General features: G+C 61.9%; 14 protein-coding genes and 1 pseudogene. 5 read left to right on the top strand and 10 right to left on the bottom strand.

Features of this window, described 5'->3' with window-relative positions; all coding sequences use genetic code 11:
• Positions 1–82 precede the first annotated feature (82 nt).
• From pstB to ACZ5YV_RS07010, 5 genes are all read right to left on the bottom strand, one after another.
• The gene (gene pstB / locus ACZ5YV_RS07030) at positions 83–871 is read right to left on the bottom strand and encodes a phosphate ABC transporter ATP-binding protein PstB (RefSeq protein ID WP_449474654.1); all 789 of its coding nucleotides are present in this window, start codon (positions 869–871) and stop codon (positions 83–85) included.
• A gap of 5 nt (positions 872–876) precedes the next feature.
• Positions 877–2,121 carry a phosphate ABC transporter permease PstA gene (gene pstA / locus ACZ5YV_RS07025; RefSeq protein ID WP_464786990.1) on the bottom strand — a complete coding sequence of 415 codons (1,245 nt, stop codon included), beginning with the start codon at positions 2,119–2,121 and terminating at the stop codon, positions 877–879.
• Positions 2,121–3,515 carry a phosphate ABC transporter permease subunit PstC gene (pstC, locus tag ACZ5YV_RS07020; protein ID WP_464786989.1) on the bottom strand — a complete coding sequence of 465 codons (1,395 nt, stop codon included), beginning with the start codon at positions 3,513–3,515 and terminating at the stop codon, positions 2,121–2,123. The genes pstA and pstC overlap by 1 nt, the downstream gene beginning before the upstream one ends.
• Before the next feature lie 9 nt (positions 3,516–3,524).
• Positions 3,525–4,580 carry a substrate-binding domain-containing protein gene (locus ACZ5YV_RS07015; protein ID WP_464786988.1) on the bottom strand — a complete coding sequence of 352 codons (1,056 nt, stop codon included), beginning with the start codon at positions 4,578–4,580 and terminating at the stop codon, positions 3,525–3,527.
• Positions 4,581–4,726: 146 nt separating this feature from the next.
• Entirely contained in the window at positions 4,727–5,980 is a 1,254-nt protein-coding gene (locus ACZ5YV_RS07010) for an ATP-binding protein (RefSeq protein ID WP_464786987.1), read from the bottom strand.
• Positions 5,981–6,078: 98 nt separating this feature from the next.
• Between ACZ5YV_RS07010 and ACZ5YV_RS07005 the strand changes: the two genes are divergently transcribed.
• The 4 genes from ACZ5YV_RS07005 to ACZ5YV_RS06990 are packed head-to-tail and all read left to right on the top strand — an operon-like array spanning position 6,079 to position 8,745.
• Positions 6,079–6,519 carry a hypothetical protein gene (locus ACZ5YV_RS07005; protein WP_464786986.1) on the top strand — a complete coding sequence of 147 codons (441 nt, stop codon included), beginning with the start codon at positions 6,079–6,081 and terminating at the stop codon, positions 6,517–6,519.
• A 59-nt stretch (positions 6,520–6,578) separates the two neighbouring features.
• The gene (locus tag ACZ5YV_RS07000) at positions 6,579–6,860 is read left to right on the top strand and encodes an HPr-rel-A system PqqD family peptide chaperone (protein ID WP_464786985.1); all 282 of its coding nucleotides are present in this window, start codon (positions 6,579–6,581) and stop codon (positions 6,858–6,860) included.
• Complete coding sequence (locus ACZ5YV_RS06995; protein ID WP_464786984.1) at positions 6,857–7,717, top strand: HprK-related kinase A; 861 nt, start codon at positions 6,857–6,859, stop codon at positions 7,715–7,717. The genes ACZ5YV_RS07000 and ACZ5YV_RS06995 overlap by 4 nt, the downstream gene beginning before the upstream one ends.
• A complete protein-coding gene (locus ACZ5YV_RS06990) occupies positions 7,714–8,745 on the top strand; it encodes a nucleotidyltransferase domain-containing protein (protein ID WP_464786983.1) in 1,032 nt (343 codons plus the stop codon). The genes ACZ5YV_RS06995 and ACZ5YV_RS06990 overlap by 4 nt, the downstream gene beginning before the upstream one ends.
• On the opposite strand, the gene ACZ5YV_RS06985 is transcribed toward ACZ5YV_RS06990, so the two are convergent.
• The 5 genes and pseudogenes from ACZ5YV_RS06985 to ACZ5YV_RS06965 all read right to left on the bottom strand — a co-directional run bounded on the left by ACZ5YV_RS06985 (position 8,742) and on the right by ACZ5YV_RS06965 (position 13,017).
• Positions 8,742–9,317 (bottom strand): arsinothricin resistance N-acetyltransferase ArsN1 family B, encoded by a 576-nt coding sequence (locus ACZ5YV_RS06985; RefSeq protein ID WP_464786982.1) that lies wholly within the window; start codon positions 9,315–9,317, stop codon positions 8,742–8,744. The genes ACZ5YV_RS06990 and ACZ5YV_RS06985 overlap by 4 nt on opposite strands.
• Before the next feature lie 39 nt (positions 9,318–9,356).
• Positions 9,357–10,700, bottom strand: coding sequence for an amidohydrolase (locus ACZ5YV_RS06980; protein WP_464786981.1), 1,344 nt, complete (start codon positions 10,698–10,700; stop codon positions 9,357–9,359).
• A gap of 121 nt (positions 10,701–10,821) precedes the next feature.
• Positions 10,822–11,016 (bottom strand): annotated as a pseudogene (locus ACZ5YV_RS06975) (opacity protein); the annotation flags it as partial.
• A 34-nt stretch (positions 11,017–11,050) separates the two neighbouring features.
• A complete protein-coding gene (locus ACZ5YV_RS06970; RefSeq protein ID WP_464786980.1) occupies positions 11,051–11,842 on the bottom strand; it encodes a 3-hydroxybutyrate dehydrogenase in 792 nt (263 codons plus the stop codon).
• Complete coding sequence (locus ACZ5YV_RS06965; protein ID WP_464786979.1) at positions 11,839–13,017, bottom strand: patatin-like phospholipase family protein; 1,179 nt, start codon at positions 13,015–13,017, stop codon at positions 11,839–11,841. Before ACZ5YV_RS06965 ends, ACZ5YV_RS06970 begins: the two co-directional genes overlap by 4 nt.
• 145 nt (positions 13,018–13,162) lie before the next feature.
• Between ACZ5YV_RS06965 and ypfJ the strand changes: the two genes are divergently transcribed.
• The gene (gene ypfJ / locus ACZ5YV_RS06960; RefSeq protein WP_464786978.1) at positions 13,163–14,038 is read left to right on the top strand and encodes a KPN_02809 family neutral zinc metallopeptidase; all 876 of its coding nucleotides are present in this window, start codon (positions 13,163–13,165) and stop codon (positions 14,036–14,038) included.
• Positions 14,039–14,054 lie beyond the last annotated feature (16 nt).

Below are 14,054 nucleotides of genomic sequence, written 5' to 3'. Positions count from 1 at the left end.
GCATCGATCGTTGATCGATGCTGGATCTTGTTGCGCGATTTCCGAGCCGCCAGATGTTCCATCTGGCTCGAAATCGCTCAGGTCAGCCGTAGCGACCGGTGATATAGTCTTTGGTGCGTTCCTGGCGGGGATTGGTGAAGATGTCCGACGTCACGCCATATTCGACCAGTTCGCCCAGATGGAAGAAGGCCGTGCGCTGCGAAACGCGGGCGGCCTGTTGCATGTTGTGGGTGACGATGACGATCGCGTAGCGGCCGCGCAGTTCGTGGATCAGTTCCTCGATCTTGGCGGTGGCAATCGGGTCGAGGGCCGAACAGGGCTCGTCCATCAGGATGACTTCAGGCTCGACCGCGATGGCGCGGCCGATGCAGAGGCGCTGCTGCTGGCCGCCCGAAAGCGCGGTGCCGCTGTCGTGCAGGCGGTCCTTCACTTCTTCCCAAAGGCCAGCGCGGCGGAGCGATTTTTCCACGATGACGTCAAGATCCGCCTTTGCATGGGCGAGGCCGTGGATGCGCGGGCCGTAGGCGATGTTTTCATAGATCGACTTGGGGAAAGGGTTGGGCTTCTGAAAGACCATGCCGACGCGGGCACGTAGTTGCACCACGTCCATCGAGGGGGCGTAGATGTCCTCGCCGTCGAGCGTGATCGCGCCTTCGACCCGGGCCGAAGCGACGGTGTCGTTCATGCGGTTGAGCGTCCGCAGAAAAGTCGATTTGCCGCAGCCCGATGGGCCGATGAAGGCCGTCACATTGTCCATGTCGACGTCGATCGAGACGCCTTTGATCGCCTGCTTTTCGCCATAGAAGACCTTCACGTCGCGCGCGGTCATCTTGACTTGGGTGGCGGGCACCAGTGTTTGCGGTTCGTGCATCATTGTTACCACCGTTTTTCGAACTTGTTGCGCAGGTAGATGGCGAGGCCGTTCATCGCGAGCAGGAAGACCAGCAGGACGATGATGGCGGCGGAGGTCTTTTCGACAAAGCCCTTCGAGACTTCGTCGGACCACAGGAAAATCTGCACCGGCAGGACGGTCGCCGGATCGGTGATTCCGCCCGGCGGCGTCGCGATGAAGGCGCGCATACCGATCATCAGCAGCGGCGCGGTTTCGCCGAGCGCGCGGGCCATGCCGATGATGGTGCCGGTGAGGATGCCGGGCAGGGCGAGCGGCAGGACGTGGTGGAAGACCACCTGGACGGGCGAAGCGCCGATGCCGAGCGCTGCGTCGCGGATGCTGGGCGGCACCGACTTGATCGCGTTGCGCCCCGCAATGACAATGACCGGCATGGTCATGAGCGCCAGCGTCATGCCGCCGACCAGTGCAGCCGAGCGCGGCAGGTGCAGGAAATTGAGGAAGATCGATAGACCCAGCAGGCCGAAGATGATCGAAGGGACGGCGGCCAGATTGTTGATCGACACTTCGATGATGTCGGTCAGCCAGTTCTTGCGCGCATATTCTTCCAGATAGACCGCTGTCGCGACGCCGATCGGGAAGCTGAGCACCAGCGTCACCAGCATGGTGAGAAGCGATCCCTTGAACGCGCCCCAGATGCCGACCTGTGTCGGGTCGGTGCCATCGCTGGCGGACAGGAAGCTCATGTTGAAGCCCGTCGTGAGCAGGCCTGCCTTGTTGAGGCGCTCCACAGCCGCTTCGGCCTCGGGCGAGCCCTCGCTCTTTGCCGCCAGATCGATGGTGGTCGATGCGGGCAGTTTGATGGTCTCGGTGCGGCTAAGGATACCGGGATCGGCCCTGATAGCGTCACGCAGAACGACCCAGGCAGTGGGGGACACCCATTCCTCGGCATCCGCGCCCAGCGCCTTTTTCACGACGTCGCCCGTCACCATCGGCAGGTTCGCATTGGCAAGCGCCTGATCGGTAATTGCATTCGGATCGAGCAGCAGCGGCGACGCGGGGAAGTCGATCTTGACCGCTATTTCCGTCCGCGTGAAACCGCGCAGGCCATTGCCCATCATGTTGAAGAGAAGGAAGGCAAGAAAGGCGGCCGACAGTGCCACGGCGAGAAGGCCAGCCGCCTTGAAGCGGCGTTCGGAGGCATAGCGCCGGGCGATCCGCTTGCGCATCGCGTCCGACTTCCAGTCGGTGGGAAGGCGTTCGGGTGCCATTATTCGTAAGCCTCGCGATATTTCTTCACGACCCGCAGGGCCACGATGTTGAGCAGCAGCGTCACCACGAAGAGGACGAGGCCGAGGGCGAAGGCCGCCAGCGTCTTTGCGCTGTCGAATTCCTGGTCGCCGGTCAGCAGTTGAACGATCTGCGTCGTCACGGTGGTGACGCTGGCGAAGGGGTTCAGGGTGAGGTTCGCCGCCAGACCGGCGGCCATCACCACGATCATCGTCTCACCGATGGCGCGGCTGACGGCCAGCAGCACGCCACCGACGACGCCGGGAAGGGCGGCCGGGATCAGTACGCGGCGGATCGTTTCGCTGGTGGTTGCGCCCATGGCGAGGCTGCCGTCGCGCATGGATTGCGGCACGGCCGCGATGCTGTCGTCCGCCATGGAGGATACGAATGGTATGATCATCACGCCCATGACCAGACCAGCGGCCAAGGCGCTTTCCGAAGATGCGCCCTGGATACCGATCGCCACGGCGAGGTCGCGCAATGCGGGGGCCACTGTCAATGCGGCGAAATAGCCGTAGACGACGGTTGGCACGCCCGCGAGCACCTCAAGGATGGGCTTCATCCACTTGCGCACCGTGGGGCTGGCATATTGGGTCAGATAAATGGCGCTCATCAGGCCGAGCGGGATGGCGACGACCATGGCGATGATCGCGCCGATGAAGATCGTTCCCCAGAATAGCGGGACAGCGCCGAACGCATCGTCATTGCCGTAGCCGAGTGCCGCCGATTGCGGGCTCCATTTGGTGCCGAAGAGGAAATCGAACGGGTTCACCATCGAGAAGAAGCGGAGGCTCTGCCACAGCAGCGACACGACGATGCCCAATGTGGTGACGATCGCGAGGAGTGATGCGACAAGCAGCACCGCCATCACGAGCCGTTCGACCCGCGTGCGCGCCCGAAAATCAGGCCGCACGCGAGTGAAGGCATAGGCGCCCCCGGCAAAGGCCAGCACCAGTGCGAGCGCTGCGCCCGCGATGCCATATTTGCCGATGGCGTCCTTATAGGGTTGGACAAGGCCCTGCGAGATCGGGTTGAACGCTCCCGATTGCGAACCGCTGGCGATCGCTCGCGCTTCGCCCAATATGGCCGAGCGCGAGAAATCATCTGCTGGCAGGCTGTGCGCGGCCGGGCTGCTCAACACTTGCTGAGTGACGAGCCCGGGCGCGACGTTCGCCCAGACGGCGAGAAAGATCGCCGCCGGGATGAGCGTCCAGAGCGCGACATACCAGCCATGATAGCCAGGAAGGCTATGCACGGCGTCGCGGCGGCCCGAAGCGCGAGCGGCGGTTTGCAGCCGCAGCGCGCGCGTCCGGGCACTGACCCAGGCGATGGCGCCCAAGCCTGCCAGCAGCAGGAAGATTGCAGGACCTGTCATATTTTCCGCTTACTTGAGCTGCGAACCGTCGAGAACAGCCAGCGACTTGATCGTCTCGGCACTCGCCTTGCGCACAGCGTCCGGTGCAGCGACCATGCCGCGCTTTGTCAGCGCGCCGTCGGGTGCCCAGTTTGCGGCGAAGGTGTTGAGATAGGCCTGAAGACCCGGGATCGCGGTCATGTGCGCCTTCTTCACATAGATGAAGAGGGGGCGAGCGCCCGGATATTTGCCGGTCGATACCGTTTCATAGGTCGCTTCGACGCCGTTGATCGACACGTCCTTCAGCTTGTCCTTGTTTTCCTCAAGATAGCTGAAGCCGAACACGCCGAGAGCATTGGGGTTCGCGGCGAGTTTCTGGACGATCAGATTGTCGTTTTCGCCAGAATCCACATATTTGCCGTCTTCGCGGATGCGGGTGCACGTTGCCTTGAACTCGTCTTCGCTCTTTTCCTTGAGCGCCTTCATGGCCGGATCGGTTTCGCAGCCCTTGGTCAGGATCAGTTCGGCTAGCGAATCGCGGGTGCCGCTGGTCGAAGGCGGACCGAATACGCTGATTGCGGTTGCGGGCAGGCTCGGGTCAACGTCCTTCCAGGTTTCCGCCTTGTTCGGACCCTTGCCATAAGGGTTGGCGGCGAGCGCTTCATAGACGATCTTGGGCGTCAGCTTGAAACCCGGGCCATCCTTTGACTCGGCGAAGGCGAGGCCATCGACGCCCACCTGGACTTCGATGATGTCCTTGACGCCATTCTTCTGGCAGTCCTCGAACTCGGCCTTCTTCATGCGGCGCGAGGCATTGGCGATGTCGGGATGCTGTGCGCCGACGCCCGCGCAGAACAGCTTCATGCCGCCGCCGGTGCCGGTCGATTCGATGATCGGCGACTTCATGCCGGGATTGCCCTGAACGAACATTTCGGCGACCGCCGTCGCGAAGGGATAAACGGTCGAGGAACCGACCGCGCGGATCTGGTCACGCGTCCCACCGGCGCTGCCGCCCGATTGGTCGCCGCAACCGGCAAGAGTAAGAGCGGCCGCTGCGGTAGCAGCCATCAGAGCGAAATGCTTCACGGATAGTCTCCTTTATCAAAGGCCGCGATTCGCAATCGCCTGCCCCCCTTGGCGCGCAGTAGCCGCGGTACGTCGCGCCTTTGTGACAGTCCAATTGCACTTTTATGACATTGCGGCCGGAAGCTCAAAAGATGAGCAGAATTTATTCAATGTTTGGACACTGACAGCCTCTCTTCAGCGGGCATCGGCGGCAGCAGGACCGTGATCGTGGTCCCTTTTCCCGGCGCGCTTACAATGTCGAGCCGACCACGGTGCCGCTCCACGATATGCTTCACGATGGCGAGGCCAAGGCCGGTGCCACCCACGGCCCGGCTGCGCCCGGAATCGACGCGGTAGAAACGTTCGGTCAGGCGGGGCAGGTGATCCGGGCCGATCCCTTCGCCCTCGTCAGCGACGACGAGCCGGGTCATCCCGCCGGGGCCTTCCGTCAGGTTCACGCGAATCGGTGTTCCGGCCTTTCCATATTTCACCGAGTTGCCGATCAGGTTGTGAAGCAGCTGTGACAGTTGCGGCCTGTCTCCCGCGACTTCCGCCAGGCCGGGCGGGACGTCCAACTCCACTTCCCGACCCCGGTCTCCATGGCTCGTCCGGAAAACGCCCACTACCTCGGCAGCCAGGGAACCAAGATCGACGGGGCTGTCAGGGACGCGGTATTTCTCCGCCTCGATGCGGGACAGGGAAATGAGATCGTCGATCAGCCGCTGCATTCGGCGCGCCTCACCGTCCATGATCTTCAGGAAGCGTTGCCGCGTATCATTGTCGCGGCCAAGGTCCGGATCACCCAGCGTTTCGATGAAGCCCAAAATTCCCGCGAGCGGCGTGCGAAGCTCGTGACTGGCGTTGGCCACGAAATCGACGCGCATCTTTTCGGCGGCATAGGCGCCGCTATGGTCGGCAAGATGCACCAGCCGACGCACTGCGGCGTCATCGCCGACCGGTGCGATGCGCATCTGCCAGCGTTGATCGCGTGTGCCGAGGCCCACCAGTTCCAGCATCACGGCCTCGCTCATCGGCGCAAGGCTCGCAAGCCGCTCGGCGGCGGCGGGATGGCGGATGGCGATGCGAGCATCCTCACCCTCGATATGGGCGCCGAGCAGGCGTTGCGCCGCCCGGTTGGCCCGAATGATACGCCCCCGCTCGATCAGCATCAGTGGGTCCGCAATCGCCTCCATCATGTCGGCGAAGTCGGGATGTTCTAATATGTCGGTGACAGGTTCGATCGTGGGAGATGCGGCAGGGCGGGGCGTGGGCGATTGGGCGGCGATGATCAGGACGGCGATGCCCGCGAGCACAGGAAGAGCGATGGCTGAGAGCGCCGCGCCCATCAGCAATGCGGTTCCGGTAGCCAGAAACAGCATGGCGAGCGACGCCGTGATCTGGGAAATGCTCAGTCGATTCATGGTTACCGCGCTGGATTATTGGCTGCTTTGCTGCAATGGCTGGCGCAATAGCGTGGATTCTTTACGCTTTGGCAAGCGCGATAGCGGATCAGGACGGTATGAAAGATCAATCGCCCGGACAGCATGCTTCTGATTCCGTGCCTTCAGAGGCCACGGAGCGGGACGTCGACTCGATCGCGCCTTCGCGCCGCCAGTTGCTGATGGGTGGCGCCGTTGCTGCATCAGCGATTGTTTCCATCCGTCCGGCTCTGGCCAACACCGCCGCGTCCGTGCTGAACTGCACCATTCCGGTTCCCGATCAGGCGCGTGCGGGAAAATATATCGCGCCCAATGGCCAGCTTGTACCGGCAGGGACCGCGGGTGCCGTGCCTGCGCAAGGGCGCAGCTATAGCGGTGAGCAGGTCCGGCAGGCTCTGCGCGGCGGTAGGCTGCCGGGAACAAGCTATGAGCAGAATCAGGCGTATCTGAACTATATCCGGCGCCTTCAGTCCGGAACCAGCGGCTTTACCTGCTACGCATCATTGCAAATGCCGCGTTAGGCACCTGCTTACTCCTGTGCGCTACAGCGGAGCGCCGCCAGTGAGTTTGAGAGCAGTTTGTGACCGCAGAACGCCGTTATCGTAGAGACAAGGACGCCGTCGCGTGCGTGTTGGAGGACATCATCGTCCTTTACCATCGCGCGTCGGGCCAGACGCATATGATGGTCAGCCCTGCTCCAGAGATATTGGAGGCGCTGGATGACGAAGCTGACTCCACAGCGGCGCAACTGTATGCGCGGCTGGAACGCCACTATGATCTGGGCGAGCGGGCGCAGGCGATTGCGGAGATCGAGACTCATCTGGAAGGGCTGACGGCGCTCGGTCTGGTGCGCTGTTCATGAGGCACCAGCTTTCCTTGTCCATCGGCCCCGCGTCATTTCGGATCGGTTCAGCATGGCGAGAGCCGCTGGAATTGCTGGCGCGGCTGTACGACGGCTATCCTCAGCCCAAGGAAGATGTGGCCGACTTCACCGTGCGGCTGGAGCCGACGAGCATGGTCCGGCGATGGGTCAGGCCGTCGATCTTCATCACCGGCGACCATGGTCTGGCCGACGCGGCGCCGATGAGTTTGACGCATGGGCTGTTGGCGGCGGAAATGGGCATGAACCTGCAAATGGCGCTGGGTTGGCGGCGGCACCTGCTGCTCCATGCGTCGAGCGTGGAGAAGGATGGTCGCGCCCTTGTGATGACCGGGGAGTCCGGGTCGGGCAAGTCGACGCTCGCGGCCCAGCTTGGCGAACGTGGCTGGCGGCTCATGGGTGATGAATTTGCTCTGCTGGACCTGGCTACCGGCGAATTACTGCCTTTCCCTCGACTCGTTTCGCTCAAGAACGGTGCCATTGATGTGATCACGGGTGAGGTTTCGGCCCAGCGGATGGGGCCGTTAATGGCTGGCACGGCAAAGGGGGACATTCGACACCTCATGCCTCGGCCCGATGCGGCCGGGCGGATGACGGAAGCGGCAAAGCCCGCCCTGCTGCTTTTCCCGCGCTTCGGACATGCCGCCGACGTTCGCCCGGTGGGGCAGGGTGAGGTTTTCATGCGCCTTACTCAGGCGTCCACCAACTATGTCGCATTGGGAGAGGCCGGGTTCGGTGCGCTAACCCGGTTCGTTCAGCATGTACCCGCGCGGGCGATCGATTTTCCTTCGGGCGACGAGGCCATCGCGATGGTCGAGCGATTGTGGGAACTCGCATGAGCGCGGCGCTTTTGGTCAGGTCGCTACGCGATCCGGAGTCGGTCAGGTGTCTGGACAGTGTCGGGTGGAATGCGTTGATCGCGGCGGCTCGGGCTGAGCGGCTGATCGGAACGCTGGCTATGGTCATCGATGAAGGATCGGCGCCCGACACGGTGCGGCCGATTCTGGCGGATGCTCGGCTGGATGCGGCGCGGGAAGCCCGGCAGGCTTTGTGGGAAGCAGATCGGGCTGCTGAAGCGCTCGGAGAGCCGGTGCTGCTGCTGAAGGGGACTGCCTATGCGGCCTCTCGCTTCAAGGCAGGCGAGGGGAGGTTTATCGGCGATCTCGATATCCTGGTTCCGCGCGGCCGTTTGAAGCAGGTCGAGGACAGGTTGATCGCGGCGGGGTGGGAGTGGGTCAAGGAAGACGCCTATGACGACGCCTATTACCGGCAATGGATGCATGAACTGCCGCCGATGATCCATCGCGAGCGGGACCGGATGATCGATGTGCATCATACGATCCTGCCGCTGACCGCGCGGCCGAGGCCGAACGCGGAGGCGATGCTGGCGGATGCGGTGCAGGTGACTGACCGGTTAGCGGTCTTGTCGCCGGAGGATATGATCTGCCATTCCGCCGCGCACTTGTTTGCGGATGGCGATCTGGCGGGTGGTTTGCGCAACCTGTGGGATATCCACTGCCTGTGCCGCGAATTTGGGGAGAACCAGCAGGATTTTGATCTTGGCTTGCTTGAAAGGGCGGCGGAGCATCAGTTGTATGCGGTCGTGTTGCGCGCGCTGAGGCTGGCGAACTTCCTGTTTGGCACTCCTGTCCGGCCCCTTCGCTCGCCCATTCAGGTGGACTATCGCCCGAGATGGAGCGACCGCCTTTTCATCGCGCGTCTGTTGGCTCGGGACGGCTGGGGGCGTGAAAGGCGCAAGCTGCTGCGTTTTGCATTTTACATCCGGTCACACTGGCTGCGCATGCCGCCGATGATGCTGGTCCGTCATCTGCTGACGAAGTGGCGCAAAGGGCACCGGCCCGCCTAGCGCTGTAGGCCGGGAATAATGTTCTGAAGATCGCCGAGTAAGGGGAAAGGCGTCGGCTTTCCAGCAGGTTCGGTAGAGGGGGAAATCGCCATCCCCATCCACATCACATCATGCCATTGACCGAATTTGAAGCCGACTTCCCTGTAGATGCCCACCTCTTTCATGCCCAACGCAGTGTGAATGGCCACGCTGGCACTGTTCGGAAGGGTGATGCCCGCGAAGAGGCTGTGATAGCCCTGATGCCGCAATATCTGGACCAGTATGTCGTAGAGACGCCTCCCGATCCCGCGACGATGATGATCAGCCGCCAGATAGACGGAGATATTCGCCGACCAATCATAGGCCGCCCGGCTGCTATGGGGGGCGGCATAGGCATATCCCACTATCCGACCATCCACCTCGGCGATCAGCCAAGGGTAATATTTTAAGCAATCGGCCATCCGAAAGCTGAATTCCTCAGCGTCTGGAGGGACGCTTTCGAACGAGATTACAGTGTTCAAAACATAAGGGGCGTAGATCGCCGCGAGGTGAGGCGCATCGTCCTCAACAGCCGTTCTTATGATTGCCGCCATGCCATGAATCCTGTTGAGACAGAGGGAGGTTATTGCGGCTTATCGCTTCAATATGTTCAACGCGAGCACCGTCATGGCCTCGCTTGCCGTGGCGATGACCTTGTCAGCCTCCGGTGCCCAGAAGGGGCTGTGAAGAGAGGGAAGGGTGAACTGGCCAGCGGCCGCTTTTGCCATCTGATCGGCGGGAACTCCTCCGACCCAGAAGATGAAGCTGTTGATGCCTTTGTCAGCCCGGTAATAGCGGCCGAAATCCTCGCCGCCCATCGACGGCTTCGTTTCGATGACGCGTCCTTCGGGGAAATGCGCTTTGAGCAATTCGGCCATTTCGTTGGCGAAGGCGGGCGGATTGTAGGCGGCGGGCGTGAATTCATCCTTTACCGAGACAATTGGCATCCGATCGTCGGGAATGCCCGCCGCGATTGCCTCGCCCCGCGCGATACGTTCGATGCCGTGGATCAGCCGTTCGCGGGTCTCGTCGGAATAGCTGCGGACGGTGAGAAGCAGCTTCGCCTCATCGGGGATGATATTATGCTTGGCGCCGCCCACGAAGCTGCCGACCGTGACGACTGCGGGGTCCAGAGGGTCTTGCTCGCGGCTGATGAGGGTTTGCAGCGCCCCCACGATCCGTGCGCCGAGCACGATGGGGTCTTTGGCCGTTTGAGGATAGGCGCCATGACCGCCGGTGCCTCGAACGACTATGTCCACGCTGTCTACATTGGCGAGCGCATAGCCGGGGGTATAACCGATCGTGCCCGCAGGAAGATTGGCGGCGTCATGGAAGGCGATGGCATGTGTGGGACGGGGGAAGCGCGTGTAGAGACCACCGTCCAGCATCATGCGCGCACCCCGGCCGACTTCCTCGGCTGGCTGGAGGATCATGACCAGCGTGCCGCGCCAGCCGTCCTTCCTCGATGACAGGAGTTGGGCCGTTTCGATAAAGGCCGTCATGTGCGTGTCGTGGCCGCAGGCGTGCATGACACCGGTTTCGATGCCTTCAGCCGTCTTGGTACGAACTTTCGAGGCAAAGGGGAGGCCGGTCTGCTCCGTGACGGGCAGGCCATCCATGTCCGCGCGGATGAGGAGAACCGGTCCCTCGCCATTTTTCATGACCGCGACGACGCCGGTGCCGCCCACCTTTTCGGTGACTTCGAACTTCATCGCCTTGAGGCGGCGGGCAAGCTTTGCGGCGGTCGCTGTTTCCTGCTCCGACAGTTCGGGATGGGCATGGAGATCGCGGTAAAGCGTCATGAGGTCGCTCATGTCGCTGCCGATCTGGGTGGCTATCTCCCGTGCCTGTGGAGATGCAGGAGCGGGGGCGGTCTGTGCCGTGGCAGCAGACGAAAGAGTGGCAGCGGCCATGATGACCCTTAACGCGTTACGCATCGGCTATTCTCCCTGTTGGATGGGAGCATAGGAAGATTTGGCGGCGCAAGGAAAGTGGCAGATATGAAAAGGCGCCCGTCCATTCAGGGACGAGCGCCTGTCATGATCTGTCGCGACGGGATCAGAAGTGAAAGATCACACCCGCAGTCGGACGAAAGCTGTCGAAATCATAGGTTTCGGTCTGGAAGCGCAGGCGAATGCCGCTGTTGCCGCCAAGGCCGATGTCCTTCGGGCCAACTTCAACGCCGACGCCGTACATCCAGTCCTTGCGGTTCGGCCAGCCCTGCTTGCCGTTGACCCACTGGTAACCGGCCGATGGTTCAACGGCGTGGTAAAATTGCAACGAGCTCTTATTGGGCAGTCCAGCCGCCGTCGATACTCATATTGGCGCCTGTGATATTGGCCGCGGCATCACTGCACAGGAACAGCGCCATGGCCGCAACCTGATCGACGGTCACGAATTGCTTGGTCGGCTGTCCAGCGAGCAGCACATCATTCATCACCTGCTCGCGCGTCATATTGCGCGCCTTCATGGTGTCGGGAATCTGGTTTTCGACCAGCGGCGTCCAGACATAGCCGGGTGAGATGCAGTTGGCGGTGATGCCGAATGTTGCGAGTTCGAGGCCCAGCGTCTTGGTGAAGCCGGCAAGGCCGTGCTTGGCTGTCACATAGGCGCTCTTGAAAGGAGACGCCGTGAGCGAATGCGCGCTGGCCGTCTGGATGATGCGCCCCCACTTTTTCGACTTCATATAAGGGATGGCGAGGCGGGACGTGTGGAAGGCGCTGGTCAGATTCAGCGCTATGATAAGGTCCCATTTGTCGACCGGGAAATCCTCGACCGGGGCGACATGCTGCATGCCCGCATTGTTGATGAGGATGTCCACGCCGCCGAATGTGCTGGCCGCTTCCTGCATCATCGCTTCGATCTCGGCGGCCTTGGTGAGGTCGTGCCCGCTGTAGAGGGCCTTGGCGCCGCTCGCCTGCTCCAACGCCTGCCGTTCCTGTTCAATCGCAGCGCTGTCGCCGAAACCGTTGATGATGATGTTCGCGCCCTCCGCAGCAAGGGTCTTGGCATAAGCAAGGCCGATGCCGGAGGTGGAGCCCGTGATAAGCGCTGTCTTTCCGGCGAGGGACTTGGTCATGCGTTTTTCTCCTTGAGAGTGTCGGGCGCCTGGAGGTCGAAGGCGGCGCTTTTGCCGTTCGTGATGTTGCGAGCGATCAGGTCGCCCTTGTGCATCACTTCTTCGACGGCGTCGCGGCCCTGGCTCCAATGGTCCAGCATGGTGGAACGGGAAAATTCAAAGTCGCGGGCGCCGCTTTCCCAGGCGCGACTGCGGTAGATGAGGTGGACGATGTTGACCGAGCCACGGTCGAGATATTCGCGCAGGCGCTGGGCGTCGGCAGCGTCCTTGAGGTCCGGCGGCAGTTTGTCGAGCAGCGCCTTGATCGCCTTATGTTCGCGGCGCAGGCGTAGATATTGATCGGTGACCTGACGCGTCCGGCTGGAATATTGGATGTCCTTGGCACGGGAATAGACGTCCGTCATCTGGCGCGGCATCGGACCTTCGGCGGGGAAAAGATCGACCTGAAAGACGAGCATGTCGTCATTTTGATGTTCCAGCACGTGCGCTAGGGGCGTGTTGGAAACGAGACCTCCGTCCCAATAATGCCGCCCATCTATTTCCACAGGGGGCAAGCCAGGGGGAAGCGCGCCGGAAGCCATGATGTGGCGCGCGTCGATGCGGGTCCGCCCGTCAGGGCCTCGCGTGTCCCAATAAGCGAAGTTGCCGCTTTCTACATCCACCGCTCCGACCGAGAGGCGGACAGGTCCGTCGTTCAGAAGATCCCAGTCCACACAGGCGTCGAGCGTTTCCTTGAGGGGCGCGCTGTCATAGAAGCTGATCGCCCCCGACGTGCCTTCGGGCATCATCACGGAAGGCCAGAGGCGAGGGCGGAACATGCCGGGCACGCCGAAGGTCGCAACAGCTCCCGCTGCCATCAGATGTGCGGCCTCCCGAATATGATCGATTTCGGGCAGGACGATATTGGGAAGGCCGCCGGAAACCGTCAGCCAGAATTTCTTCATCCTGCTGATGCGGCGGTGCGGCGGATTGCCCGCTATGATCGCGGCATTGACCGCGCCGATCGAAATGCCCGCGACCCAGCTTATATCGATGCCAAGTTCATCGAGCCGCTGATAAACCCCAGCCTGGAAAGACCCAAGGGCGCCGCCGCCCTGAAGCAGCAGCGCAACATCGTGGGGCAAGGGGAGCGGCGTGCTCGCCCGGCGCGGAATGGAAGGATCGATATCGGCCATGTCGCAGTGCAATATAACGACTAGCGCGCGGGTGCCAACTTAATGTGCTGCAACAATCCGATAAGATGAAAGCAACCAACTCTATATCGCAGCCGTTCCAACCTTCACGCTGATCGGATAGGCTTGGGATGAAAGAGAGGGCGTCATGCGGTTGGACGACGAACGGGAAAGCTCCAATTTCGAGGTGCAAAGCGGCCGTGGCGGCTTTGGTGGCGGGCTGGGCGGTGGCCTTGGCATGCTGTTGCCATTCATCGGCAGCCGTTTTGGTTGCGGCGGGATCGTCGTCGCGCTCATCATCCTGATGGTGATGGGCGTCAATCCGCTGAGCTTGGTCGGTGGCGGAGGCGGCGTGCAGCAGGATGCGTCCGTCAGTCGCGATCCGCAGAAATTGTCGGAAATTCAGCATTGGTCTTTAAAAGTGCTGGGATCGACCGAGAAAGTGTGGGGCCAGATTTTCCAGCAATCGGGGCAGCAATATCAACCGACAGTCCTGTCCTTTTACTCTCAGGCTGGCGCGTCGGGCTGCGGCGCCGCGCAAAGTGCAATGGGTCCTTTTTACTGCCCCAATGACAAGAAGGTGTATCTGGATACCGATTTTTTCAATGAACTACGCCAGCGCTTCGGCGCGCCGGGCGACTTTGCCCAGGCCTATGTGATCGCCCATGAGGTCGGGCATCATGTGCAGGATTTGGAAGGCACGTTGGGGCAGGTGCAACAGCGTCAGCGCAGTGTGGGCGAAGAGCAAGGTAATGCCCTGCAAGTGCGCGTCGAGCTGCAGGCGGATTGCTATGCAGGCGTGTGGGCGAAGCGCACGGGGCTGATGGAAGCGGGCGATCTGGAAGAAGGCATGACCGCCGCGCAATCCATCGGCGATGATACATTGCAAAAGGCGGCAGGACGGCGTCCCGTGCCGGAAAGCTTCACCCATGGATCAAGCGAGCAGCGGATGACCTGGCTGCGCAAGGGGCTGGACAGCGGGGACCCGGCGCAATGCGATGCTTTTGCCGGGGCGGCGGGCTAAAAAGCGCTTTAGGCTG

It is taken from the genome of Sphingobium sp. TomTYG46 (genome assembly GCF_055396345.1).
This window is presented reverse-complemented; position numbering and strand designations above follow the sequence as displayed.